24 protein-coding genes and 1 other RNA gene are annotated in these 26,496 nt (G+C 47.5%); 22 read left to right on the top strand and 3 right to left on the bottom strand.

The annotated features are described in order from the left end of the window. Nucleotides 1-59: 59 nt before the first annotated feature. Nucleotides 60-419 (bottom strand): YraN family protein, encoded by a 360-nt coding sequence (locus EPO18_RS17665; RefSeq protein ID WP_292435610.1) that lies wholly within the window; start codon nt 417-419, stop codon nt 60-62. Between the two features lie 2 nt (nt 420-421). Beyond that, complete coding sequence (locus EPO18_RS17660; protein WP_292435607.1) at nt 422-2,239, bottom strand: penicillin-binding protein activator; 1,818 nt, start codon at nt 2,237-2,239, stop codon at nt 422-424. Between the two features lie 141 nt (nt 2,240-2,380). Between EPO18_RS17660 and rsmI the strand changes: the two genes are divergently transcribed. From rsmI to lpxC, 19 genes are all read left to right on the top strand, one after another. After that, on the top strand, nt 2,381-3,241 hold the full coding sequence (gene rsmI / locus EPO18_RS17655; RefSeq protein WP_292435605.1) for a 16S rRNA (cytidine(1402)-2'-O)-methyltransferase: 861 nt from the start codon (nt 2,381-2,383) through the stop codon (nt 3,239-3,241). Nucleotides 3,242-3,350: 109 nt separating this feature from the next. After that, an RNA gene (gene rnpB / locus EPO18_RS17650) (RNase P RNA component class A) lies at nt 3,351-3,701 on the top strand. Between the two features lie 363 nt (nt 3,702-4,064). Beyond that, entirely contained in the window at nt 4,065-4,532 is a 468-nt protein-coding gene (gene mraZ / locus EPO18_RS17645; protein ID WP_292435590.1) for a division/cell wall cluster transcriptional repressor MraZ, read from the top strand. 16 nt (nt 4,533-4,548) lie between these two features. Continuing rightward, entirely contained in the window at nt 4,549-5,475 is a 927-nt protein-coding gene (rsmH, locus tag EPO18_RS17640) for a 16S rRNA (cytosine(1402)-N(4))-methyltransferase RsmH (RefSeq protein WP_292435588.1), read from the top strand. 24 nt (nt 5,476-5,499) lie between these two features. Continuing rightward, nucleotides 5,500-5,748: a cell division protein FtsL gene (gene ftsL, locus EPO18_RS17635; protein ID WP_292435643.1), complete on the top strand. Its 249-nt coding sequence runs from the start codon at nt 5,500-5,502 to the stop codon at nt 5,746-5,748. After that, nucleotides 5,749-7,479 (top strand): peptidoglycan D,D-transpeptidase FtsI family protein, encoded by a 1,731-nt coding sequence (locus EPO18_RS17630; protein ID WP_292435585.1) that lies wholly within the window; start codon nt 5,749-5,751, stop codon nt 7,477-7,479. 5 nt (nt 7,480-7,484) lie between these two features. Beyond that, a complete protein-coding gene (locus EPO18_RS17625; protein ID WP_292435582.1) occupies nt 7,485-8,996 on the top strand; it encodes a UDP-N-acetylmuramoyl-L-alanyl-D-glutamate--2,6-diaminopimelate ligase in 1,512 nt (503 codons plus the stop codon). After that, nucleotides 8,993-10,450 carry a UDP-N-acetylmuramoyl-tripeptide--D-alanyl-D-alanine ligase gene (locus tag EPO18_RS17620; protein ID WP_292435580.1) on the top strand — a complete coding sequence of 486 codons (1,458 nt, stop codon included), beginning with the start codon at nt 8,993-8,995 and terminating at the stop codon, nt 10,448-10,450. The genes EPO18_RS17625 and EPO18_RS17620 overlap by 4 nt, the downstream gene beginning before the upstream one ends. 23 nt (nt 10,451-10,473) lie before the next feature. After that, nucleotides 10,474-11,556: a phospho-N-acetylmuramoyl-pentapeptide-transferase gene (gene mraY / locus EPO18_RS17615; protein ID WP_292435578.1), complete on the top strand. Its 1,083-nt coding sequence runs from the start codon at nt 10,474-10,476 to the stop codon at nt 11,554-11,556. A gap of 4 nt (nt 11,557-11,560) precedes the next feature. Further along, nucleotides 11,561-12,985 (top strand): UDP-N-acetylmuramoyl-L-alanine--D-glutamate ligase, encoded by a 1,425-nt coding sequence (gene murD / locus EPO18_RS17610; RefSeq protein ID WP_292435576.1) that lies wholly within the window; start codon nt 11,561-11,563, stop codon nt 12,983-12,985. A gap of 25 nt (nt 12,986-13,010) precedes the next feature. Continuing rightward, nucleotides 13,011-14,171 (top strand): putative lipid II flippase FtsW, encoded by a 1,161-nt coding sequence (gene ftsW, locus EPO18_RS17605; RefSeq protein WP_292435574.1) that lies wholly within the window; start codon nt 13,011-13,013, stop codon nt 14,169-14,171. After that, nucleotides 14,164-15,270 carry an undecaprenyldiphospho-muramoylpentapeptide beta-N-acetylglucosaminyltransferase gene (murG, locus tag EPO18_RS17600; protein ID WP_292435572.1) on the top strand — a complete coding sequence of 369 codons (1,107 nt, stop codon included), beginning with the start codon at nt 14,164-14,166 and terminating at the stop codon, nt 15,268-15,270. Before ftsW ends, murG begins: the two co-directional genes overlap by 8 nt. After that, nucleotides 15,267-16,727: a UDP-N-acetylmuramate--L-alanine ligase gene (gene murC, locus EPO18_RS17595; protein WP_292435569.1), complete on the top strand. Its 1,461-nt coding sequence runs from the start codon at nt 15,267-15,269 to the stop codon at nt 16,725-16,727. Before murG ends, murC begins: the two co-directional genes overlap by 4 nt. Beyond that, complete coding sequence (gene murB / locus EPO18_RS17590; protein WP_292435567.1) at nt 16,724-17,596, top strand: UDP-N-acetylmuramate dehydrogenase; 873 nt, start codon at nt 16,724-16,726, stop codon at nt 17,594-17,596. The genes murC and murB overlap by 4 nt, the downstream gene beginning before the upstream one ends. Further along, nucleotides 17,593-18,531 carry a D-alanine--D-alanine ligase gene (locus tag EPO18_RS17585; protein ID WP_292435566.1) on the top strand — a complete coding sequence of 313 codons (939 nt, stop codon included), beginning with the start codon at nt 17,593-17,595 and terminating at the stop codon, nt 18,529-18,531. Before murB ends, EPO18_RS17585 begins: the two co-directional genes overlap by 4 nt. Further along, nucleotides 18,531-19,301: a cell division protein FtsQ/DivIB gene (locus EPO18_RS17580; RefSeq protein ID WP_292435564.1), complete on the top strand. Its 771-nt coding sequence runs from the start codon at nt 18,531-18,533 to the stop codon at nt 19,299-19,301. Before EPO18_RS17585 ends, EPO18_RS17580 begins: the two co-directional genes overlap by 1 nt. A 42-nt stretch (nt 19,302-19,343) precedes the next feature. Further along, nucleotides 19,344-20,570, top strand: coding sequence for a cell division protein FtsA (gene ftsA, locus EPO18_RS17575; RefSeq protein WP_292435562.1), 1,227 nt, complete (start codon nt 19,344-19,346; stop codon nt 20,568-20,570). Nucleotides 20,571-20,607: 37 nt separating this feature from the next. Further along, nucleotides 20,608-21,777, top strand: a complete 1,170-nt coding sequence (gene ftsZ, locus EPO18_RS17570) for a cell division protein FtsZ (RefSeq protein ID WP_292435560.1) — start codon at nt 20,608-20,610, stop codon at nt 21,775-21,777. A gap of 87 nt (nt 21,778-21,864) precedes the next feature. Next, a complete protein-coding gene (gene lpxC / locus EPO18_RS17565; RefSeq protein WP_292435558.1) occupies nt 21,865-22,788 on the top strand; it encodes a UDP-3-O-acyl-N-acetylglucosamine deacetylase in 924 nt (307 codons plus the stop codon). Nucleotides 22,789-22,818: 30 nt separating this feature from the next. Here lpxC and EPO18_RS17560 read toward each other — a convergent pair whose 3' ends face one another. Then, nucleotides 22,819-23,289 (bottom strand): DciA family protein, encoded by a 471-nt coding sequence (locus EPO18_RS17560; RefSeq protein WP_292435556.1) that lies wholly within the window; start codon nt 23,287-23,289, stop codon nt 22,819-22,821. A 168-nt stretch (nt 23,290-23,457) separates the two neighbouring features. Here EPO18_RS17560 and EPO18_RS17555 point away from each other — a divergent pair, with 168 nt between their 5' ends. Genes EPO18_RS17555 through EPO18_RS17545 form a run of 3 tightly spaced genes read left to right on the top strand, consistent with a single transcriptional unit; the run spans nt 23,458 to nt 26,486 of the window. After that, nucleotides 23,458-25,245 carry an NAD(P)H-dependent oxidoreductase subunit E gene (locus tag EPO18_RS17555; RefSeq protein ID WP_292435554.1) on the top strand — a complete coding sequence of 596 codons (1,788 nt, stop codon included), beginning with the start codon at nt 23,458-23,460 and terminating at the stop codon, nt 25,243-25,245. Further along, entirely contained in the window at nt 25,238-25,957 is a 720-nt protein-coding gene (locus EPO18_RS17550) for a 2Fe-2S iron-sulfur cluster-binding protein (RefSeq protein WP_292435553.1), read from the top strand. Before EPO18_RS17555 ends, EPO18_RS17550 begins: the two co-directional genes overlap by 8 nt. Beyond that, on the top strand, nt 25,947-26,486 hold the full coding sequence (locus EPO18_RS17545) for an NADH-quinone oxidoreductase subunit B family protein (RefSeq protein WP_292435550.1): 540 nt from the start codon (nt 25,947-25,949) through the stop codon (nt 26,484-26,486). The genes EPO18_RS17550 and EPO18_RS17545 overlap by 11 nt, the downstream gene beginning before the upstream one ends. Nucleotides 26,487-26,496: the final 10 nt, after the last annotated feature.

Here is a 26,496-nt window from a genome sequence, read left to right as displayed (position 1 = left end):
GTTCGAATATGTTTTTTGTAAGTTATTGATTACAGGCGATGTTTTTTGATTGTGGCGGGTTAAAACGCATTTTGTATCCAGTCTATGTTGCCATTTCCGGAAATGGCAACCACGTCAAAGCGGATAGGGCCATTTGTTTTTTTTGAGGCAAGATAAACATGCGTAGCCGCAATGATGCGGGACTGTTTGGTACGGGTGACGCTTTCAACGGCACTGCCGTATTTATCGGTTTTGCGAAACCGGACTTCGATGATAACCAGCGTCTGCTTATCGGTCATGATTAAGTCGAGTTCGCCCTGTTTACAGCGAAAATTCCGGCTCACCGGTTTGAGTCCTTTTTTAATCAGAAAATTGTGAGCTTGTTCTTCGGCGCTTTCGCCGCGAATTAAATGTGCTGCTTTAAACTTAGTAAACAGCATCGTTAATCAGATTTCAGATTTTGCTCTTCAGCAGGTTTTGGGGCTGTATTTGCATTATTTTCAATAACAAAATCGCTCATTTCAGGCCGTCCGGCTGTGAACTTGGTGCAGACCAGCTTGCGCTGGATGCGCTGATCGTTAGTCAGCGATAGACTCCCGGTAGCGCCGGGATAGGGATTCGCGTTCAAGCTGTCCAAGCGGGTGGCTAGGTTGTAGGCGTCAATGCCCATCGCAATAAGACGTAAATAAGCACTGGGAAATTGTTTCCAGGTTTCTTTTAGTGCATCCATGCTGAGTTCGCCTTGATAGGCCTTGTTGAATAACCAAGGAGTGTCGCAAAAAGTTATTTTATTAAGGTCGGCATCTAGCGATGCATTGATTTGTCCGGTGTAGATGTTAGGCATAGCATAAACGGGAAGATCGCCGGCCTGATAAAATTGTAGCTGGGGATTGATGGAGCGCGCCTCGGCACTGTAAGCGCTTAACAAGATAGCATCGGCATCCTGTCGTCTCCTGGGGATATGTTTTACCCCAGGTATTAATGTAAGAATTTTATTGTAACGTTGTTCGCTTTCATTCAGGTTGAGCAGTTTTTGAATGGGTGCTGAAAAGTCGGTCTCTTTGGGGTTGTAGGTTTGTGTTTCTAGTATAGTGCCCCCCTGATTTTGCCAGTCTTCTGTTAAATAATTGGCGATCCGTTTACCCGTAGCGTTCTCAGGAATCAGCAGCAGCGCGTTTTGATGTCCATCCTCCGACGCTTTATGGGTAATTTGCTCGGCATCATCCAGTGGGCTGAGGCTAAATTGGTAGAGTAGGCTTTTTTGAAGGCCTGGAATATGATTTAAGGCCAGCACGGGTATGTTAAAAGTAACAGTATCGGTTAAGCTTTGGAGGCGTTCTTTATCAAGCGGACCGATGATTAATTGTGCGCCTTCTGCGACAGCTTGATTATATAGAGCTTGCGACGTTGACTGTTCGCTGTCGTAAAAGCGGAGGGTAGGTTTGGGCATGTTGCCGGCATGGTTATAGGCTGCCATAAAACCGGCGCGGATAGCCTTGGCTGCTTGGGCAAAAGTCCCTGATTCGGGCAGCAATAATGCGATGGCTTTGATTTGCAAGGGCGCATTTTCCGGCATGTCCTGAGAGCGGTTTAAGAAGCTTAAGTCAGCAGGATGCGTCGGGAAGGTTGAGCGCCATTGGTTTATTTGGGCATTAAAATCAGGCTGATTTATATGTTTTAAAATGTTGGCTAAAGACATCCAGCCGGCTAAAGTGTCTGTTTGGCTGGTCTGTAAGTCGGAGTCGGGCAACAGGCGTAATGCTTCAAGAATGGCGGACTGATTTTTTTCCAACTCATCGGGAGATGTTATTAACCGGTGTAGTTCAATTCTGGATTTGACGCTGTCAAACAGATTTCCTGTTAATGAATAGGCAAAGGCCTGCGATTGAAAATATTTAATCCGATTGTCCGGGTTGAGTTGCTGCGGTTGAATCAGCGCAAGATTTTCAATGGCTTGTTCCGCTTCGCCAAAGCTGAGTAGAATTTGGGCGTAAAGAAGGCTTAGTTGAGCGCGTTGCTCGGTTGAAAGATCAGCTGGATTAATCATATCGGCAGCCTGTTTTGCATTAACACCGTCACCTGTCTGGATTAACGATTCGATGGATTGCAAGCGTTGCTGATTTTGGTCTGAAAACGATGGCGTTCCGGGTTGCTGGTATAATTCAAGCACCTGCTTCGGCTGCTCATTTCTTATGAAAGGTTTTGTTACCAGTGCTTCTTGCTCAGACAAGGCGCGGTCCTCCGGTGGTTGCTCCTGCATTACGCTACCTCCTGCATCCGTGGCAGGCGTGGGTGCGCAACCGGAAAAAAACAATAGACCGGAAAGCAGAGCGCATAATAATGGCGGCTTATATTTGGGTCGCATCTTCAATAATTAGGGGTTTTCAAGTGAGTGTACCGAATGTCAAGTGAATGCGGCAAATTATACGTTGTTGCTACACCGATAGGTAATTTAGCAGATATTAGTTTCAGAGCGGTTGAAATATTAAAACAGGTCGATTTGATAGCCGCAGAAGATACCCGGCATGTAAAAATGCTGCTACAGCATTACGGCATTAGCAACAAGCTGATTTCGTTACATCAACATAACGAAGACAAAGCCTCTGCCGGATTGCTGGAAAAGCTGCGCGAGGGCTTATCGATTGCGCTGGTTTCCGATGCTGGAACTCCGTTGTTAAGCGACCCCGGTATGCCGCTGGTAAAAGCGGTCAAGGAGGCTGGGCTTGATGTGGTGCCGGTGCCGGGCGCTTGCGCGCTGATTGCGGCATTGTCTTCTTCGGGATTGCCTGTCACGCAGTTCGTTTTTGAGGGGTTTTCACCGAGAACTTCGTCAGCGCGAAAAGCATTTTTTAAAGAGCGCTTAATGTATCCAACAACTTGGATATTTTATGAATCCAGTCATCGAATTCTAGCTTCATTACAGGATATGTCGGAGGTATTGCCTCTGGATCGGCAGATTGTTATTGCCAGAGAACTGACCAAGTTGCATGAAACTATCGTGAAAACCAGTTTAGCTGAGGCGCTTAAATTGGTTGAGCAAGATGCCAATATGAGAAAAGGTGAGTTTGTGGTTATTGTCGATGGCGCTAACGTCGATAAAAAAGAGCAAATTATTACGCCCGAACAGGAAAAAATATTGCGTGTGTTATTAAGCGAATGCTCTATTAAGACCGCAGTTGCAATGGCTGTAGAAATTACCGGTGTTAGAAAAAAGCTGTTGTATCAGGCCGCATTAGACCTGGAAAAAACTAAAGAGGCTTAGTATTTTCGTTAATGCGGTTCGAGTGGTATTTTCTGGTCTGCTTTTTGCTTATAAATTAAGGCTGATGCATGTCGTATTGATGTAAATGTATGGTATACTGAACATTGAAAAAGTCGGCTGAGCAGTCGCTGTTTTATCGCAAGATAAAATGGAGGAAAGTCCGGGCTCCATTGGGCAGGGTGCCAGGTAACGCCTGGGAGGCGTGAGCCTACGGAAAGTGCCACAGAAAATATACCGCCTGTCACTTAGTGATCGGTAAGGGTGAAAAGGTGCGGTAAGAGCGCACCGCGCAACTGGCAACAGGAGTGGCATGGTAAACCCCACCCGGAGCAAGATCAAATAGGGGGACAGACGCGTGGCCCGCGCGGTCCCTGGGTAGATTGCTTGAGCTGCAAGGCGACTTGCAGCCTAGATGAATGACTGTTCTCGACAGAACCCGGCTTATAGGCCGACTTTTTCTTCCATTTTCCGAGTTTCGCTCGGTATTCTCCGTGTCTTGAAGAAGACGCAAAAACTGTCCGGTAATTATTGCGGCAGTAACATAATTTAGTTCTCATTTTTATCAAAAAATCTGGAAATTCCCGATAGTTTTGGACTTAAAGTGTTTTCTCATCAAGAGTAATTAAGATTTTGATAAAAAATAGGAATTATTTTTCCATGTTCTATGCAGTTATATCCCTCACAGATTGTGATGTAAGTCATTGTCAAAAAAGAAAGAATCTAAATGAAATCATCCTTGACTAGGGGTTATTTGAAAACTATAGTGGGCACAAGTGGTGAAAAGTGGAAAAAAAGGGTTTTTTGGGGATATCTGGGGTAAATTTTGTTTCGAGGCATTAGTTCAATCAATTTAGACGGCAAAGGACGTCTTGCAATCCCCACCCGCTACCGGGAGGAGTTACAGGATTGTTGCGAATGTCAAATGGTTGTGACGGTCGCCGTAAACGAACGATGCGTCGGAGAAAATGGTTGCTTGTGGCTTTACCCGATGCCTGAGTGGGAAAAACTCGAACAAACGATCAGTAAATTACCCACGCTAAATAAAATGGCCGGCAAGTTAAGGCGGTTTGTTATCGGTAATGCATCCGAGTGTGAAATGGATGGGCAAGGTCGTCTGTTATTGCCGGAAAAACTGAGAACATTTGCGAATATAGACAAAAAAATTGTCCTGGTTGGCCAGCTCAATAAATTTGAACTCTGGAATGAAGAAGCTTGGAGAGCAAAAGAGAGTGAATGGCTGGATGGCGACGATAATGAAGGATTGGAAGATTTAGGCTCTTTATCCTTTTAATACGGGAGATTTGTTAGTGGAACATTTGCCCGTTATGTTTGCAGAAGCGCTGCAACAGTTGGTTATTAAAAAAGACGGCGTTTATCTGGATTGCACTTTCGGAAGGGGCGGTCATAGTCAGGGAATTTTAGATATATTGGGAGCATCCGGTCGGTTGCTCGCCTTTGATCGGGACTTGGATGCGATTAACTCCGATTATGCGCAGGCCATGCTCAAGGATGAACGGTTTAAGCTGAAACACTGTTGTTTTTCCGAGTTAGAAAACGTAGTTGCAAGCGAAAGTCTGGTCGGAAAAATTGACGGCATTTTGATAGATTTGGGTGTGTCATCGCCGCAACTTGATAACCCGGAAAGAGGCTTTAGTTTTTTGCGCGACGGGCCATTGGATATGCGGATGGACGGCAATTCAGGCGTTACGGCAGCGCAGTGGTTAGCCGAAGTTGATGAAAAGGAGTTGGTCAAAGTTTTATTTGAATATGGCGAAGAGCGATTTGCACGGCGTATAGCGCATGCAATTGTGGAAAAAAGAGCCCAATCGCCTATTACAACAACCAGAGAGTTGGCAAAGCTTATAGAAGACGTAGTGCCGATAAAAGAAAAGCACAAACATCCTGCAACCCGTAGTTTTCAAGCAATCCGTATTGAAATCAATAACGAGTTGGAAGAGCTGAAGGCTGTTTTGCAGCAGTCTGCGCGGATTTTGAAATCAGGGGGGCAATTAGTGGTTATTTCTTTTCATTCATTGGAAGACCGCATCGTCAAACGTTTTATCCGATCCGAGTCCGGGGCCAAATATAATCCGGGCAAGTTGCCGATTAAAGAAGTCGATATTACTAAAGGTATCTTGAAAAAAGCAGGTAAAGCCCTGAAAGCAGGGCCGCAGGAAATTGCTCAAAATCCAAGGGCACGAAGCGCGGTCATGCGGGTAGCTGAGAGGGTTTAAGTGGCAACAGTTCGCTATATAGGGATGAGTGGATTGATATTGGTACTGTTGGTATCCGCTCTGGCCGTAATTTACAGTAAATATCAGTCGCGATTAATTTTTATTGAGATCCAAAAGCAGGAAAGAGCGTTGGATCAGTATGAAGTGGAATGGGGGCAGCTGCAATTGGAGCTGACAACGTTGGCTGAACAGAATCGGGTGGAACAAGTGGCGCGGGAGCAATTGAAACTGGTTATGCCGTTGCGGGAAAGAATAATTTATATAAAGCCGTAAATGATACATTTTCAAGGCAAAAATAACGCAAGTAGGCAGACCGGCGATTTTTCAGGCCGAAGAAAAATAGTAGTCGTTTTTATAATGGTTTGTATGGCGGTGCTAGTTGGCCGAGCTATCGATTTGCAAGTGCTGAATAAGCAGTTTCTTAAAGAACAAGGCGATATGCGCCATGTCAGCGATGTCTCGGTTTCGGCATACAGAGGCATGATAAAAGACAGAAACGGTGCGCCTTTAGCAATCAGTACGCCGGTAGAGTCCATTTGGATGAATCCGCAAGAGGTTGAGCCGGCAAAAGAAAACGAAATCAGGCAAATGGAAAAATTGTTGAATTTACCGAAAGGAAAGGTTCGTGAGCTGATTAAGGGCGATCAGCATAGACAGTTCGCTTATATTGCTCGCCAAGTGAGCCCGGTAGTTGCCGATCAGGTAAAGGCCCTGAAACTTACTGGAATTTATTTTGAACGGGAATTCAAGCGTTTTTACCCTACAGGAGAGGTTTCTGCGCATTTAGTCGGTTTTACCGATATTGATGATATAGGGCAGGCGGGGCTTGAATCGGGATATGAAAGATCATTAAAAGGCATTCCAGGTAGCAAGCGGGTGATCAGGGATGGGCAGCGCCGAATTATTGAAGACGTAGAAAACATAAAAGAGCCGATCGCAGGCAGGAATTTAGAGTTAAGCATTGATCAACGCATCCAGTACTTGGCATATCGCGAGTTGCAGTTGGCCGTCAATCTTAACAAAGCCAAATCAGCGGCGCTGGTGGTACTGGATGCAAAAAGCGGGGAAATTCTGGCGGCAGTGAATCAGCCGTCATTTAACCCGAATAGCAGAAAGAGCTTAAAGGAAAGTTTATACCGGAACAGGTCGTTAACAGACGTATTCGAGCCGGGATCGACGGTTAAGCCATTTGTTGTTGCAGCGGCTCTGGACGGGAGATATGTCAAGCCGGATGAGGTTTTTGAAACCCACGGATTTCTTCAGGTCGGTAATCATCTGGTTAAGGACGTGCATAATTACGGAGCGCTGGATTTGACCGGAGTGTTGAAGAAATCCAGTAATGTTGCGGTTAGTGAGATGGCATTGAGGATGCCGCCGGAATATTTTTGGGGAATTTACAACAAGTTGGGTTTTGGCGTTGCTGCCGGTTCCGGCTTCCCAGGAGAAGCCAACGGAAGCTTGCTTGATTACCAAAACTGGCACGAATTCGACAGAGCGACATTGTCATTCGGCTATGGTGTGAGCACATCGGCACTGCAATTGGCAAGAGCGTATACGGCGTTGGCTGATGACGGCATTTTACATTCGGTTAGCTTATTAAAACGGGATGAAGATGTCGATCAACAACGGGTATTTTCAGCCAAGACGGCCAAGAGAGTCAGAGCCATGCTGGAAAGTGTACTTATGAAAGACGGCACAGCATACGAAGGAAGAGTCGACGGTTACAGCGCCGCCGGTAAAACCGGGACGGTAAAAAAAGCCGGAGCGGGCGGATATGTTGAGAAAAGCTATTTTTCTGTTTTTGCAGGCATGGCCCCGGCCAAGAATCCGAGATTGATTATCGTAGTTATGATTGATGAGCCTTCAGCGGGACAATACTATGGTGGGATAGTCTCAGCACCGGTGTTTTCCAAAGTGATGGCAGGAGCCTTAAGGGTATTAGAGGTTGCGCCCGACCAGCAGGATAACATGCCGATCTTATTGACAAGGCAAGGCTTACAGTAATAAAGATGCAGGAGCAGCATAGCGGTGTGCCTAGTCTGAAAGACTTATTAAATGGACTGGTCTCGTTTTCGGAGCAGGGAAATATGCCGATTACAGGCTTGACTTTGGATAGCCGGGAAGTGGTTGGCGGTGATGCATTTATTGCTTTAGCCGGAGCCAAGCAGCATGGCTTGGTACATGTTGAGCAGGCTATCAATAATGGAGCCTGTGCGGTAATTTTCGATCCGGCCGGGAACGGTGTACAGCTGGCAGAGATTTTGCGGCGCAAGATGTCTACGCGAATACCGATCATTGCTGTGGAAAATTTAGGCTTAAAGTTGGGCGAGCTGGCCGCGCGTTTTTATGGTGATCCATCCCGGTTTATGACCGTTATCGGTATTACCGGCACTAATGGCAAAACGTCTTGCAGTCAGTTTTTAAGCCAGATGCTGGATGACTGCGGAATTATAGGGACGCTCGGCTGGGGAGAATGGGGCAAGCTTAACAAGACGCTGAACACCACGCCCGATGCGCTGGCAATTCAGAAAATACTGGCTGAATTATTAAAGAATAAAAAGCGAGCGGTAGCGATGGAAGTGTCCTCGCATGGCTTGGAGCAAGGCCGGGTCAACGGAGTAATGTTTAAAGGAGCGGTATTTACCAATATTAGCCGCGATCATCTGGATTATCACGGCACGATGGACGCTTATGTGCAGGCCAAACTGGCGCTGTTGAAAACGCCGGGTTTAGCTTTCGCAGCAGTGAATTTGGATGATGCGTACAGCGAGCGGATTATTGCCGCGGTGCCCGAATCGGTACAGCTATGGCATTTCAGCAGTAAGGGAAAAACATCGGATTCAGGCGAATCCGTTAATGCAGAAAATATATTGCATAAAGCCGATGGAATCGAATTTGACGTGCGTTGGCGGGATGAACGGCAACGGCTGAAAGTACCACTCTACGGCGATTTTAATATAGAGAATGTTCTGGCCGTTTTGACTGCAATATTGGCTATGGGTATCTCATTGGACGTCGCAGCTAAAAAGCTGACCTCCATACAGCCGGTCATTGGCCGTATGGAGCGTTTTGGGACAGAGACCGATCCAATGATTTTTGTGGATTACGCTCATACCCCGGATGCGTTGGAAAAAGTTTTGTCCAGCTTGCGACAGCATTGCAAGCAGACTTTATGGGTGGTGTTCGGTTGCGGCGGAAACAGGGATACGGGTAAACGTTCGCAAATGGGAGAAATTGCCGAGCGATGGGCGGATCGAGTCGTTATTACCGATGACAATCCGCGCTATGAAAACGGACTGGATATAGTTAACGATATTTTGGCCGGTTGCAGATCGACTAAAGTTGAAGTCATTCAAAACAGAGAACAGGCGATACAAACAGTGGTAATAAGTGCAGCTAAAAACGATTGCATTGTGATTGCAGGCAAAGGCCATGAGCAATATCAGGAAAGCAATGGTGTGTGCATACCTTTTAGCGACAGGCAGGTTGTGCTAGACGCATTGAGCAGGCGGAATCGATGAATATGATGCTGAGTGAGATTGCTGCATACGTGCACGGAAAATTGGTCGGGGAAGATGTTGCGATCTCATCGGTCAGTATAGACACAAGAGCGATAGAACCGGTACAGCTTTACATCGCGATTAAAGGCCATAACTTCGATGGCAATGAGTTCGTAGTAGCGGCAGAGCAAAACGGTGCTGCGGGAGCAATTGTGCATCCGGGTATTGGCTCAACAATACCGCATATCGTTGTTGATGATACGCGCCTGGCACTGGCTGAACTTGCGGGTGCTTGGCGGAAAAAATCGACAGCGTCGGTAATTGGTATTACCGGCAGTAACGGCAAAACGACCGTCAAGGAAATGGTGGCGGCGATATTGAGCGTCAATGCCAATACTCTGTTTACCAAAGGCAACTTAAATAATGACATCGGTGTGCCTTTAACTTTATTGCGCTTAAACGAGCAACACCGGTATGGCGTTATCGAGATGGGCGCGAACCATCCGGGCGAAATTGAATATACCAGCCGATATGCACAGGCCGATGTTGCGATCATTACCAATGTCGGGGCGGCGCATATAGAAGGTTTCGGTAGTGTTGACGGTGTCGCCCAAGCGAAAGGGGAAATAATCCAGACGCTTAAACAGGACGGCGTGGCGGTTCTTAACCGCGATGATGCATATTTCGACTATTGGAAGTCGGTAGCAGGAACAAGAAAGATCATATCGTTTGGGATCGATGGAGCGGCGACAGTGACGGCGCATTCCGTTAAAACAGAAATTGTTAACGATGCATTCGCTACAAGTTTTGAATTAGTGACCGACGCCGGCGTATCGACAGTGAAACTAAAGCTGGCAGGCCGGCATAATGTCCTTAACGCACTGGCAGCAACTGCGGCATGCCTAGCGCTGGACATTGACCTGCAACAGATTAAACAGGGACTGGAAAGCGTAAAACCGGTTACAGGGCGATTGCAGCCGCTGGTAAGCCGCTTAGGCAACATTGTTATAGATGATACTTATAACGCCAATTCGGCTTCACTGAAAGCAGGGCTGGATGTGCTGGCTAACTGTACAGGTAAGCGTTGGCTGGTTTTGGGCGCTTTTGGAGAGTTGGGGCCTGAGAGTCCGAGAATACATGAAGAAATGGGTGAACTGATTAAATCAAGTGGTGTCGTGCGTCTCCTCGCTATAGGTTCTGATGCCCGAAATACTGTAAAGGTTTTTGGCAAAGGAGCCACTTTTTTTGATACCCAAAATGAATTGATTGAAATGTTAAAGCAAGAGCTTAAGGGCGATGAAGCGATATTGGTCAAAGGATCAAGGGCTCAGCGCATGGAAAACGTAGTAGCCGGATTGGTTGAAAATTTTCGCTCCTCGGCAACGGCTTCTGTATCACCTCAAGCGTCTACTTGCAGTACCCTGCCTGCTGCGTCGATGCAGTCGAGTTCAGGATGCTTACCTGCATCTATGTAGGTGAAATTTTAGGATATAAATTAATGTTACTTTATTTTGCAGATTATTTAATGACGTTTGATGGAGGGTTCCGGGTTTTTCATTACCTGACGTTTCGAGCCATTCTCGGCGCCTTAACTTCATTACTCATTTCTTTCATTATCGGCCCTAGTATGATCAGGAGATTGAGCCACAACAAGATCGGACAAAGCATCCGCGATCTGGGGCCTCAATCGCATTATGAGAAGAAAGGCACGCCTACCATGGGCGGGACTTTGATACTGGTCGCCATCGCTTTCAGCACGTTGATGTGGGCGGATCTCGGCAACCGTTATATTTGGGTTATTTTATTGGTGACTCTGGGTTACGGCATTATCGGTTTTATTGATGATTATAGAAAAGTCATCAAGGGCAACAGCGACGGTCTGTCGGCAAAAGCTAAATACACTTGCCAATCGGTCATAGGCTTAATGGCGGCGATTTTTTTGTACAAAACAGCAATACTGCCTGCAGAAACCCAACTGATAGTCCCGTTCTTTAAAGACGTCATGCTGGATATGGGCTGGCTGTATATAGTTCTGACCTATTTCGTAATTGTCGGAACCAGCAATGCAGTCAACTTGACCGATGGTCTCGACGGCTTGGCGATTATGCCGACCGTAATGGTCGCGACCGGCCTTGGGATTTTTGCATATCTGTCGGGGCATGTAACTTTTTCGCAATATCTGGCGATACCTTATTTACCCAATGCCGGAGAATTGATCGTATTTTGCGCTGCTTTGGTCGGCGCCGGATTAGGCTTTTTATGGTTTAACGCTTATCCCGCGATGGTATTCATGGGCGATGTCGGCGCGCTGGCGCTGGGCGGAGCACTAGGGGTATTGGCGGTGTTGGTTAGGCAGGAAATCGTGTTGATGATTATGGGCGGCGTGTTCGTCATGGAAACGGTGTCGGTAATTATCCAGGTGGCCTCATTCAAAATGACCGGGAAACGCGTTTTCCGTATGGCGCCGATCCATCATCATTTTGAATTGAAAGGATGGCCTGAACCTCGCGTTATCGTGCGATTCTGGATAATTACCGTTATTTTGGTATTGATTGGCTTGGCTACTTTGAAACTGAGATAAGAGAATGGATAGCGCAGCAATTATTGAATTGTTAAAGAAAAACTTTGCGTTAGAGCCGCAAACCTCCAAGATTTTGGTTGTGGGTCTTGGCGACACAGGAATTTCCGTTGCGCATTATTTGCAAAGTTTAGGTTTTAAATTTGCCATTACCGATAGTCGCGCTAAGCCGCCGATGATGGAAGAGTTTTTTCAGCAAATGCCTGATACGCCGGTGTTTACCGGAGGCTTTGACGAGGCCGCATTTAAGGTGGCGACCCATCTGGTGGTCAGTCCCGGCGTATCGCTTAATGAACAGGCGATTATAAAAGCCATAGCCAACGGCTCGAAAATCGTCAGCGATATAGACCTGTTTGCCTGCTCAGTCGATGCGCCTATTGTTGGGATCAGCGGCTCCAACGGTAAAAGCACAGTGACCACCATGCTCGGTGAGATGGCAAAAGCGGCAGGGATTCAAGTGGGCGTAGGCGGAAATCTTGGCACGCCGGCCTTGGATTTGCTGGCGTTGAATGCACAACTTTACGTGTTGGAATTATCAAGTTTTCAACTGGAACGAACTTCAGCCTTGAATGCAGCGGCTGCGACAGTTCTCAATGTTAGCGCCGACCATCTGGACAGGCATGCCGATTTAGCCGAATACGCACGGGAAAAACAAAGAATTTTCAAGGGAGACGGCGTCATGATCATCAATATCGATGATCCAGTAGTCTCTGCAATGCAGGATGACAGCAGAAAGACATTTACCTTCTCAATTAACAAAAAAGCCGATTTTCATTTGGCCTATCAGGAAGATACAGAATACCTGATGCATAACGAATCATGCCTGATGCCGCTGGCTGAATTGCCGCTAGAAGGCAGGCATAACGCGGCCAATGCTTTGGCCGCATTAGCCTTGGGTGTGTCTGTGGGGTTGGATGAACAGGTCATGTGCGATGCTTTGCGAAAATTCAAAGGGTTGAGCCACCGGATGCAGCGCGTTGCAGAAATACGCGGCGTTACCTGGGTTAATGATTCAAAAGCGACCAATATCGGCGCTTGTGTAGCAGCGTTGCAAGGTTATGCGCGCAAGGTCATCCTTATTGCAGGCGGCGATGCAAAAGGCGCCGACATGAACGAATTGACGCCTGCAATCAAAGAGAAAGCAAAAAGCGTGGTATTGATGGGCAAGGATGCCGCTTTGATAAAGCAGGCTCTGAATGATTGCGTACCTGTTTATTCGGCAGACAATATGACCCAAGCGGTACAGATTGCAGCGGGTCTTGCCGATGCGGGTGAGAGCGTATTACTTTCGCCTGCCTGCGCCAGTCTTGATCAATATAAAAATTATCAGGACCGCGGCGAAAAATTTACTAAAGCGGTATTGGCCTTGGTCGACCGGGCGTCATCGTCTAAAGCGGCAACATTAGCCCCTCCATCAGTAGCCGCGATATGAATAGGCAACTGCTCCAGAGGCATAAATGAAACCAATGCACAGACGGGTTAGTCGATTTCATTTTGATCCGGTGCTGTTTTCGGTGACTATCAGTTTATTACTGATCGGCTATGTAATGGTCGCATCCGCCTCATTGCATCTAGGCATAAAACTGACCGGCGACGGCTTTTATTATCCGGTCAGGCAACTGATGCATATCGGGTTAGGGTTGATTTTCGGCGGGGGCGTCGTATCGGTGCCTATGCGGGTTTGGGAAGAGTATGGGCCTCGGTTGTTTATAGCGGGATTGCTGTTATTAATCATAGTGCTGATCCCCGGCCTCGGCGTAAAGGTTAACGGCAGTGTGCGCTGGTTGTCGCTAGGCGGAGTGAGAATACAAGTGTCCGAAGTGGTCAAATTTTTTTCCGTCATTTATATGGCCGGGTATGTCAATCGACATCAGCAATCAGTGCAGAATTCGGCTTTCGGATTGCTCAAACCCTTAGGGCTGTTTTCGGTAGCCAGCTTGTTATTGTTGTTGGAGCCGGATTTCGGTTCAGCTGTGGTTATTTTAATGATAGCGATGGGCATCATGTTTTTAGCCGGAGCGAGATTATCTCAGTTCATAGTGCTGTTGTTGATAATCGGTGTGCTGGCGATGTTGTTGGTGTATTTTTCGCCCTACCGTTTGGTTAGGGTCACCAGTTTTATGGATCCTTGGGCCGATCCGTTGAAGACCGGTTTTCAATTGGTCCAGGCGCTTATTTCGTTCGGGCGCGGGGAATGGTTGGGAGTGGGTTTGGGTAGCGGCATACAAAAATTATTTTATCTGCCCGAAGCCCATACGGATTTTTTGTTCTCAGTGGTGGCGGAAGAACTGGGTTTGGTTGGAGTCGTGACTGTTATTGGATTATTTACGCTGTTGGTATGGCGCACTTTTGCAATAGCCGCGGCCGCAGAAAAAGTAGGTCAACGGTTTTCCGCATTTATTGCCTATGGTTTGGGAATTTGGTTCGGCTTTCAGGCATTCGTCAATATGGGCGTCAATATGGGTATATTGCCGACCAAAGGTTTGACCTTGCCGTTGATGAGTTATGGCGGCGGCAGCATGATGATCATGTGCTGTGCGGTTGCATTGCTATTTAGGGTGCAAAATGAAGTTGCAGAAATAAATGCGGGTATACCAAAGAGAAACCGGCATGGATAAAAGCATAGTTATTATGGCTGGGGGAACCGGCGGGCATGTGTTTCCTGCATTAGCGGTAGCTCAAGAACTGATTGAAAAAGGCTGGCAGGTCAGTTGGCTGGGTACGCAGAAAGGGTTGGAAGGTCGAGTGATTCCGGAGCAGGGTATAGAGATCGACTGGCTATCGGTTGCCGGCGTACGAGGCAAAGGATGGTTGCCGAAAATAACAGCCGTGCTGCTGCTGGTGAAAGCCTGTATACAAGCAAGAAAGATACTGCGAAAACGCAAGCCTGATGTAGTGTTAGGTATGGGCGGGTTTGTTGCAGGCCCAGGCGGACTGATGGCAAAACTCTTAGGTATACCCTTGATTATTCATGAGCAAAACCGGGTGCCGGGCACCACTAACCGGTTGCTGGCGCGCATGGCCAATCAGGTGTTGGAAGCATTTCCGGACAGCTTTAATAAAAAGTTTAACGCCAAATTTACCGGCAACCCGTTAAGGAAACAGTTTGTAATCCCCCCTAGCCCCCCTTTTTCAAAGGGGGGATTAGCCTCCCCCTTTGAAAAAGGGGGATCGAGGGGGATTAACATATTGGTCGTTGGCGGCAGTCAAGGAGCCCAAGTATTGAATGAGGTTGTGCCTGATGCACTTGCAACTTTGGGTCCCGACCTGTCGAATGGAAATTCAGTGGAAATAAAGCACCAAACCGGCAATGCAATGCGGGAGCAGGTCGATAGCCGGTATAAAGAATTAGGCGTAAAAGCGGAAGTGAGTGCTTTTATTGAAGATATGGTGTCGGCTTACCAATGGGCGGATCTGATAATTTGCCGATCCGGTGCAATGACCGTCAGCGAAGTGGCTGCGGCAGGAGTTCCGGCTATTTTTATACCATTGCCGAACGCGATTGACGATCATCAAACAGCTAATGCCCGGTATTTAACCGATGCCGGTGCAGGGCTGATATTGATGCAAAAAGATTTGAATGCGGCAACGCTGGTAGAACATATAACAAAAGTGATTAAGCAATTGGATGTAATGAGTAAAACTGCAAAAAAATACGCAAGATTGGATGCGACCGAAATCGTTGCCGGTGTTTGCATGGCCGAGGCGGGATTATGACCTTTCCTAACAGTCAGATGCAGGCCCAGGCATTAGGCAGCATCGACCGGATACATTTTGTCGGCATAGGCGGAACCGGCATGAGCGGCATTGCCGAGGTGTTGTCGAACCTCGGTTATCAAGTCTCGGGCTCGGACATTAAAGAAAGTGCAGTAACAGCAAGACTGGCTGGTTTGGGCGTGGCCATCAATATCGGCCATAAGCGGGAAAATATAGCCAAGGTCGATGTAGTGGTAGCTTCCAGCGCGATCGACCGCAGCAATGAAGAAATTGATGAAGCGTATATCCAAAGAATACCGGTTATTCCGCGCGCGGAAATGCTGGCCGAATTGATGCGCTTCAGGTTTGGTATTGCCGTTGCCGGAACGCATGGTAAAACCACAACGACCAGTTTGACCGCGAGCATTCTGGCAGAGGGCGGGCTTGATCCTACCTTTGTAATTGGCGGACGCTTAAACAGCGCGGGCAGTAATGCCAAATTAGGTTTGGGGCATTATTTGGTTGCCGAAGCCGATGAAAGCGACGCGTCATTTTTATATTTGCAGCCGATGATGGCGATAGTTACCAATATCGACCAGGATCATATGGCGACCTATGAAGGCAGTTTTCAGCGATTAAAAGATACATTTAGGGAGTTTCTGCATCATTTGCCTTTTTACGGATTGGCGGTGATGTGTCTGGATGATGAAGGCGTCAGGGCGATCCTGCCGGAAATATCCAAGCCGGTAACGACTTACGGCGTGCATGAAGATGCCGATGTCCGCGCGGTAAATATTAAACAAGAAGGCATGCATACCTCTTTTGAAGTCATACGAAGAGGCGACTATCCGCCGTTACAAGTCACCTTGAATATGCCCGGTTGGCATAACATGCTCAATGCGCTTGCGGCTATTAGCGTCGCAACCAAACTGGCGGTCGATGATGCAGCCATCATTAGGAGTTTGGGGGCGTTTAAAGGTGTAGGCAGGCGGTTCCAGATTAACGGCGACTTGCCGATGGGCGAGGGCAAACTGACACTGGTTGATGACTATGGGCATCATCCGCGCGAGATTGCCGCGACGCTTGAGGCCTTGCGTCAGGCTTGGCCGGACCGGCGTAAAGTGATCGTTTTTCAGCCGCATCGGTATACCCGCACCCGGGATTTATTTGAAGATTTCGTGCAAGTGCTGTCGACCGTTGACGTGCTGATCCTGATGGATGTTTACTCGGCAGGTGAAACGTCGATTCCCGGCGCGGACGGCAGGGCATTAAGCCGGGCAATCCGTGTGCGCGGACAGGTTGATCCGGTATTTGTCGAAAATTGGGAAGAATTGCCGCAAATACTGGCGAGCATTGTAAAGCCCGAGGATGTGGTATTGACCATGGGCGCGGGCAATGTCGGGCAGATAGCCGCACAGTTGCCGCAGTTGTTGGCAGAGACGTTGCAGGAAAAGGCCTCAACTGGAAATGATTTGTGAAAGGCCGTTTACTCAAGCAGGAAAAACTGGCGAAGTACACTAGTTGGCGCGTTGGCGGACCTGCGGATCGGCTGTACATTCCGCAAGACCGGCAGGATTTGATCGAGTTTATAAAGGCTCTGCCTGAATCCGAGCCGATGTTCTGGATGGGCTTGGGCAGTAATTTATTAATCAGGGATGGCGGTATACGCGGTACCGTGATTAACACAAAAGGACGGTTAAAAGAGATGAACTTAACCGACGATGGTTCGGTTTATGTTGAAGCAGGCGTTCCCTGCGCGCATGTGGCGCGTTTTTGCGGAGAGCGAGGCTTAATCGGTGCGGAGTTTCTGGCGGGTATACCCGGAACCATGGGCGGAGCCTTAAAAATGAATGCCGGAGCCTTTGGCGGAGAAACCTGGGCTATCGTTAAAAGCGTTGAAATGCTGGATACAGTGGGTAACGTAACAGATAGAAAACCGCAGGATTTTAAAGTCGGTTATCGGTCGGTAAAGGGTTTTGATAACGAGTGGTTCATATCTTGCCTGTTAACATTGCAGCAAGGCGACACGGCAGCAAGTCAAGATAAGATCAAAGGATTATTGGAAAAACGGGGAGCGACGCAGCCGACTAATCAGCCTAGTTGCGGTTCGGTATTTAAAAACCCGGAAGGCGATTATGCGGCAAGATTGATTGAGCAAACCGGATTAAAAGGCTACGCGATCGGCGGTGCTTGTGTATCGGAAAAACATGCGAATTTTATCGTCAATACCGGCAATGCAACGGCAGCGGACATAGAAGCTCTGATTCATTATGTGCAGGAACAAGTTAAACAACAGCAGGGGGTAGTCTTGCAGACTGAGGTTTGTATGGTAGGTGAAGCAGTATGAAATCATTGGCGCTAAATCAGCCAGAACAATTCGGCCGTGTCGCGGTAATGATGGGTGGCTCGGCGGCGGAAAGAGAAGTCTCTTTAAGAAGCGGGGCAGCCGTTTACGAAGCGTTAAAAAATAAAGGTGTGGATGCGATTGCGGTTGATGTGACAGGCAGTCCGATAGACGCGTTGGCAGGGCAAAAGGTCGACCGGGTATTTAACATTATCCACGGACGCGGCGGCGAAGATGGCGTATTGCAAGCGATTCTGGAAGTATTGAGAATTCCCTATACCGGCAGCGGTGTGATGGCATCGGCATTGAGTATGGATAAACTTCGAACCAAGCTGTGCTGGCAGGGTTACGGTTTAGTTACGCCTAAATGGTGCTTGTTGAAAGATGAATCCGATCTTGATGAATGTATAGAAAAGCTGGGTTTCCCGGTTATCGTCAAACCGGCGCAGGAAGGCTCAAGCATAGGCATGAGCAAGGCGACTAATCGGGATGAATTGCAAAAAGCCTTGGCCGTGGCGGCAAAATACCGTTGCGATGTCTATGCGGAGGCTTGGGTTACCGGTAAGGAATATACCGTTGCGGTATTGGATGGCGAGGCGTTACCTGCTATTCGATTGGAAACGCCAAATGCGTTTTACGATTACGAAGCTAAATATCAGGCAACAACAACGCAATATCATTGCCCTTGCGGTCTGAGCCAGGACCAGGAGCAGTTTATCCGGGACTTGGCGGTAACAGCTTGCAAAGTTGTTGGCGTTAAAGGCTGGGGAAGGGTGGACGTATTTATTGACGATGCAGGGCAGTATCAGTTGATTGAGGTCAATACCGTTCCCGGCATGACCGACCACAGCCTGGTGCCGATGGCGGCGAGACAGGCGGGCATGGATTTTGAAGAATTGGTTTGGCGTATTCTGGAAACCAGCTGCGGAAATGATTAATGGCTGTTGGAAAAGTCACAATAACCGTATTGCTGCTGGCTGGTCTGGCCTGGATGGCGGTTGTTGGCGTTAAAAGCCTTCCGGTTAAATATGTGCGTACCGAAGGAGTTTTTCAATATCTCAGTAAGGACGAGATAAAGGCAGCGTTGCAACCGTTGGTGATAACCGGTTTTTTCGATGCCGATATGCAGGCCATTCATCAGGCTGTTTCGGAATTGACTTGGGTGGATACGGTTACCGTTAAACGAGTCTGGCCCGATGCGATAGATATAAAGATACGAGAAAAGAAGCCCTACGTGCGGTGGGGGCAGAACCAACTGGTCAGCGCACGCGGCGAGATCATTACGCCGAAGAATATAGATGCTTTTAAGAACTTGCCTATATTGCAAGGGCCGGAGCAGCAACAGCTTAAAACGTTGGAAATAATGAAAGGCGTAAACACCGCTTTAGCCGATCAGTCTATGAAAATGGCGGAGTTTACAATTAATGATCGGTGGGCATGGAAGATTAAACTTACAACAGGATTGGAAATACTGTTGGGACGAAATGAACAGTTAAAGAAATTACAGCGGTTTTTGAAAACGTTGGAAGTTCTAGGGCAAGAACAGGTTGAGAAAATAGCAATAGTCGATTTGAGGTATCCCAACGGATATGCGGTTTCATGGAAACCGGGAACTGAAGAGATTGACTGGTCGCATCGGTTCCTTTCCGATAGCGACACTTCCGCCATTCCTGGCGGTCGGAAAGAAATTGCCAACCCCCCAACGTGAAATAGATGGTTAATCTTAAGAGTTGATGCAGAGTAAACAAAAATGGCGAAAAAAGCAGAGCGTAATTTAATAGTTGGACTGGACATCGGTACGTCAAAAGTCGCTGCTATTGTTGGTGAACTTTCCAGTGATGGCAATATTGAGATCATAGGCATTGGATCAACACCGTCGCGAGGCTTGAAAAAAGGTGTGGTAGTAAATCTGGAATCGACCGTGCAATCCATACAGCGCGCTATTGAAGAGGCCGAATTAATGGCCGGATGCCAGATCAGGTCGGTTTATGCGGGTATTGCGGGGAGCCATATCAGAAGCCTTAATTCTCACGGTATCGTGGCTATTAAGGACAAGGAAGTGACCCAGTACGATATAGACAGGGTAATCGATTCCGCGCGCGCGGTGGCGATCCCTGCCGATCAAAAGATTTTGCATATTCTGCCCCAGGAGTTCGTGATCGATCTTCAGGAAGGCATTAAGGAGCCTATCGGGATGTCGGGTATTCGCTTGGAGGCCAAGGTGCACATGGTTACCGGCAGCGTCAGCGCCTCGCAAAATATCGTCAAGTGCATCCGGCGCTGCGGACTGGAAGTCGATGATATTGTGCTGGAGCAATTGGCATCCTGTAATTCAGTGCTCACCGATGATGAAAAAGAGTTGGGTGTTTGTCTGATCGATATTGGCGGCGGCACCACGGATATTGCGATTTTTGTAGACGGTGCGATAAAACACACGGCAGTAATCCCGATAGCCGGTGATCAGGTGACCAATGATATTGCAGTCGCGCTACGTACGCCGACACTGAATGCCGAAGATATCAAACGAAAATATGCCTGCGCTTTGACGCAATTGGCGAATGTTGATGAAGTCATTGAGGTGCCCAGTATCGGCGATAGAGCGCCGCGCAAGATTTCAACGCAAAATCTGGCGGAGATTATTGAGCCCCGCTATGAAGAATTAATGCTGCTGGTTCAGTCAGAGCTGAGACGCAGCGGTTTTGAAGAATTAATTGCCGCCGGGATAGTGCTAACAGGCGGCAGTTCAAAAGTTATGGGATTAATCGATTTGGCGGAAGAGATTTTCCATATGCCGGTTCGCATGGGTGGGCCGCAAAATGTAACGGGGTTGACTGAAGTGGTAAAAAATCCGATTCATTCCACAGGGGTCGGATTGTTAATGTATGGAAAAGAACATCAGGGTATTGGCAGGGGAATTGACTCTGAAGGTCCCAGTGTGTTCTCAAGAATGAAAAATTGGTTTCAAGGTAATTTTTAATAGTTTATTAAGTAATTAAGGGGCAGAGGTAATGGTTATGAAATATGAATTAATGGATATGAGCAACGAGCATGCGGTCATTAAAGTAATCGGTGTCGGCGGCGGTGGCGGCAATGCAGTCAGCCACATGGTTGGGAATCTTGTCGAAGGGGTTGAGTTTATTTGCGCAAATACCGATGCGCAGGCGCTTAGAAAATTAAACGTTGGTACGATTATCCAGTTAGGTGTCGAATTGACTAAAGGCCTGGGTGCCGGCACCAATCCTGAAATTGGAAGAATGGCGGCAGACGAAAACAAAGAGCGTATCAGAGAGGTTTTACAGGGCGCCGATATGGTTTTCCTGACAGCAGGCATGGGCGGCGGTACCGGTACCGGTGCGATCCCTGTTATTGCTGAAATTGCCAGAGGCATGGGAATCCTGACGGTCGCAGTAGTGACCAAGCCTTTTTCGTTTGAAGGCAAAAAGAAATTGGTAACAGCAGAGCTAGGTATTGCGGAGCTTGAAAGGTATGTTGATTCATTGATCATCATCCCAAACCAAAAATTATTGCCGGTATTGGGCAACGATGTATCTTTGGTCAATGCGTTTAGAGCGGCTAACGATGTGTTATTGGATGCCGTGCAAGGCATTACCGAACTTATCGTTCATCCCGGCATGATTAACGTCGACTTTGCGGATGTCAGAACAGTAATGTCCGGTATGGGTGCTGCGATTATGGGTACCGGCTCGTCAAAAGGAGAATATCGGGCTCGTGAAGCGGCGGAAAAAGCCATTGCTTGTCCATTGTTGGAGGACATTAATTTACAAGGTGCGCGCGGTATTTTGGTTAATATTTCAGCAGCGGATATGGGCATTGCCGAGTTCGATGAAGTCGGTAATATTGTTCACGAATTCGCTTCGGAAGACGCAATTATTAAAATCGGCATGTCAATTAATCCGGAATTGGGTGATGATATTAAAGTAACTGTTGTTGCTACAGGAATGGGCATGCCATCAAAGGTCGTTAAGCTTGCGCCTAAAGCGCCAGCCGGTTATGCCAATCAAAATGTGGCCGGTGAAGTTAATTATGAAGGTCTGGATAAACCGACAGTTATGCGACAAAACAAAACCGAAGGCAGAGAAAAGCGTTTTGGAGCTCAGCCTAAAAAAGACATGGATTTAGATTATCTGGATATCCCGGCTTTTTTAAGACGCCAAGCAGACTAGTGAAGGGTAGACAAAGGATTCAGTCTTCGGGTCCCATTGTGATAAAATTTGCGGTTTTTGCCCTCTTTACTTAGCGTTATTTATTTTATGATTAAACAGCGAACCTTAAAAAACACAATCAGGGCAACAGGTGTAGGGCTACACACGGGCGATAAAGTTTATTTAACTTTACGCCCGGCTGATGCGAATACCGGAATCAGATTCCGCAGAGTCGATTTGGAAAATCCGGTGACCATTGAAGCAACGCCGGAAAATGTCGGCGAAACTATGCTGTCGACAACCCTGGTTGCAGGCGATATAAAAATATCGACCATAGAACATTTGCTTTCGGCTTTTGCCGGCTTAGGCATAGACAATGCAATTATCGATGTCAGCGCGGCAGAGGTTCCGATTATGGATGGCAGTGCCGGGCCTTTTGTATTTTTGCTCCAGTCTGCGGGAGTTGAGGAGCAGGACAGCCCTAAGCAGTATATTCGGATAAAGCGCAGTATAAGGGTCGAGGATGACGATAAATGGGCTGCTTTTGAGCCATTTGAAGGGTTCAAGGTTACTTTTACGATTGATTTCGAGCACCCGGCTTTTCAAGACCATGTCAAAACCGCCACAATGGATTTTTCATCGACTACGTTTGTCAAAGAAGTCAGCCGAGCCAGAACTTTTGGTTTCATGAAAGATATTGAACGGCTGCGGCAAAATAATTTGGCCTTGGGTGGAAGCCTTGATAACGCAATTGTGGTTGATGATGATAAAGTCGTCAATGAAGACGGCCTGCGTTATGCGGATGAATTTGTTAAGCATAAAATTCTCGACGCAATAGGTGATTTATATCTGTTGGGACATAGCCTGATTGGTGAGTTTACCGGTTACAAATCGGGTCATGGCTTGAACAATAAATTACTTCGCGCTTTATTAAATGATAAAGAGGCTTGGGAAATGGTTACTTTTGAAGAAGAAGAAAACGCCCCGATTTCCTTTATGCGCTCTGCCGAGTCGCCCAGATCTGCTGCATAAAGTTGTAGCGAGCGGCCAGCCCCTGACTGGTTAATCAGTCAGGGGTTTAGGTTTTGACAGTTTTGCCAGCGTTGCGCTTAATTTAAGTAAAGCCCCTTTCAATTGTTCATCCGAAACAGTCAGACAGTGATTGCGGATGAAGTCTATATTTTCTGCCGAAGGAATGTTCGGCTTCCTGCCGGAAGGCGTTGCTTGTAACGTCTTTCCTCCTATTTTAATTTGCATAACCGAGATCGACTCCCGAGTTACCGGGGCAATAGCGGCAAGAATATCATTTTTATAAAAACGCAGTTGAGATGCCCACGCAGCTGTATCGGTATAAACCAGCAGCTTTTTACCGTTAACAACGCAATGCAGTGTATGTTGAGCGATTGCCGGCGGCAATACCCCATGAATGCACCGTAATACCTGTTTTTGTTGCTCAATCTGGCTGTAAAAATAAGCAATAGTGCGGTTTGGGTACGATAATGCGGCTTTAAAGTGGGTAGGTTTTTTTACCATAAATAGTTGTTTGTCCATTTGCGTTGAAAAGTCTTTTGCCGGATTATTGGTTTATTTAAGATTGTGGGATATAGTTTGGTTTATGTAAGGGAATATGTAATTTAAACGTAATAACTCGCCAGTATCATGTCCACCAAACATCCAGAGAGATAAAGCCAGGGAGATAAAGTGAAGCAGTTTATTCGTGGTATCGCAGAAAACAATCATTATCAGCCAACGCATTTGTTGCAAATTCTAAGGCAGATTCAAGCCCACTATCATTATATCCCGGAAGCAGCAATAGAGCAGTTGTCCGAGCTGCTAAGCATTCCCAGGACGCAAATCATCAGCGTTGTTGAATTTTACAGTTTTTTCCATCTAACCCCCAGAGGACAATATGAGCTGTTGATCAGCGATTCGATAACCGACCATATGCTGGGCAAGAAAATCCTGTTCGATTATCTGGCAAATAAATTGGGTGTTGCAGCTGGTGAGGTCAGGAAAGACGGCGTAGTCAGCCTGGATAATACCTCATGTACCGGTATGTGCGACCAGGGTCCGGCAGGCTTGGTTAACGGCTATGCATTGACCCGGTTGGATCGGCCTGCAATCGATAAAATCGCAGAACTGATTAATCAACAAAAGCCCCTGAATGAATGGCCGAGCGAGTTATTTCATGTAGATGATAATATCTACAAATCAGGCCTATTGCTGGATCGGCAGATTGAGCAAGGCGCGGCGCTTAGATCGGCTTTTAAACGGGGCATCAAGGAGACGCTGAAAGAAATCGATAACTCGGGTTTGCGGGGCAGGGGCGGCGCCGGATTTAAAACGGCGATCAAATGGCAGTTCTGCTCGGAAGAACAGCAGACTGAGCGCTATGTTGTTTGCAATGCCGATGAAGGCGAACCCGGCACGTTTAAAGACAGGGTATTATTAAATTCTTATGCCGATCAGGTCTTTGAAGGCATGACAGTGGGTGCTGCGGTTATCGGGGCCAAACAGGGCTTTTTGTATTTGCGCGGCGAGTATCTGCATCTTAACAATAAGCTGCAAGGCATTTTGGATCAACGCCGTCGGAACGGGTTGTTGGGCAGCAATATTCTAGGCTCAGGCCTGGATTTTGATATTGAAATCTGTCTGGGCGCAGGCGCTTATATCTGCGGCGAAGAGTCCGCGCTGATTGAGTCGCTGGAAGGCAAAGCCGGTATTCCGCGCAATCGTCCGCCTTATCCGGTCACCCAAGGCTATCTCGGCAAACCTACCGTAGTCAACAATGTAGAAACGTTTCTGGCTGCGGCGGCTATTGCGGTCAATGGTGGAGACTGGTTTGCAAATATCGGCACCGAAAAATCGAAAGGCACCAAGATACTCAGCATCAGCGGCGACTGTGACCGCCCCGGTATCTATGAATATCCTTTCGGCGTAACTATCAGGACTGTTTTAAACGATTGCGGCGCGGCCGATGTGCAAGGTGTCCAGGTCGGCGGGCCGTCGGGAACGTTTATTTCCAATCAGGAGCTTGACCGTAAGTTGGCGTTTGAAGATTTAGCCACCGGCGGATCATTTATTATTTTTAACTCCAGCCGAAATATTCTCGACGCAGTTCATAACTTCACCCATTTTTTCGCTCATGAAAGCTGCGGATTTTGTACGCCATGCCGGGTCGGCACTTCACTGCTGAAAAAACAGATCGATAAGATTGTCGAAGGTCACGGCTCGGCCGGCGACATTGTCGCGCTTGAAGAGCTGTGCCAGCTGGTTAAAAATTACAGCCACTGCGGTCTCGGTCAAACGGCTGCGAACCCGATATTAACAACATTGGAACGCTATCTTGGCTTGTACGAAAGCCACTTAAAAGAAATCAGTTTTGAACCGGGATTCGATTTGGATGGTGCGCTGGAAACAGCGCGGCGCATGGCAAATCGGCATGATGCCAGTGCACACTTGGCTCAAACGGAGAGTGAACATGAGTAAGACAATTACCATTGACGGCAAAGTTATTCCTTTTGAAGAGGGTCAGACCATTATGGATGCCGCGATGGCTGCCGGTATTTATATTCCGCACTTATGTCATCAGCCGGAGTTCACTCCACATGGCAGTTGCAAACTATGCACGGTGAAAGTGAATGGGCGTAACTGTTCCGCTTGCACCTTTCCGGCAATGGACGGTCAGGATGTGCTAAGTGAAACCGAAGAGCTGATCAATGACCGCAGAAAAATCACCCAGATGCTGTTTGTGGAAGGCAATCATTTGTGCCCAGGCTGCGAAAAAACCGGCAACTGCCAATTGCAAGCTGTCGGTTATCATTTGAACATGCTCGACAATCATTTTCCGTTGTTTTATCCGGACCGGGAAGTGGACGCCTCCCATCCTGACGTGATGCTTGACCAGAATCGCTGCATTCTTTGCACATTGTGCGTTCGCGCCAGTCAGCAAGAAGACGGTAAGAACGTGTTTGCGATTAGCGGGCGCGGCATCGACAAGCATTTAATCGCCAATGCTGAAAGCGGATTGTTAAAAGATACCGATCTGGATGCAACGGATCGGGCTGCTCATATTTGTCCTACCGGTGCGATTTTGGTTAAACGAACCGGCTATCAGGTACCGATAGGTCAGCGTATTTACGATCATAAAGAAATCGATCAAGTGAGTTTGGAAACGGAGCACCTTCAACATGGCGAATAAGATTAGAGTAGCAACAACATCGCTGGCAGGCTGCTTCGGCTGTCATATGTCGTTTTTAGATATAGACGAGAGAATGCTGCAATTGGCCGAAGTCGTTGAGTTCGACCGCTCACCGCTTACCGACATAGAGCACTGCACCGACTGCGATATAGGCTTGATCGAAGGCGGCGTGTGTAATTCCGAAAACGTGCACGTATTGCGGGAGTTTCGTAAAAATTGCAAAATTTTGGTTGCGGTCGGTGCTTGTGCGATTAATGGCGGGCTGCCTGCTCTGCGCAATCATATTCCGCTCGAAGAATGCCTGAATGAGTCATATATAGAGGGTATTGGTGTGGAAAATCCAAAGATTCCCAGCGATATAGAATTGCCCTTGCTGTTGAATCAGGTGCACCCGATTCATGAAGTCGTGAAAATAGATTATTTTCTACCCGGCTGCCCGCCGTCAGCAGACGTATTTTGGAAATTCCTGACCGATTTGATTGAAGGACGCGAACCTTCATTGCCTTATGAGTTGGTTCATTACGATTAAGTTCCGTAGC

Origin of the sequence: Methylobacter sp., from assembly GCF_004322395.1 — a bacterium.
In the GTDB taxonomy this organism is placed as follows: Bacteria; Pseudomonadota; Gammaproteobacteria; order Methylococcales; family Methylomonadaceae; genus Methylobacter_A.
Note: the sequence above shows the minus strand (reverse complement) of the source record. Positions and strands in the feature narration are given on the sequence as shown.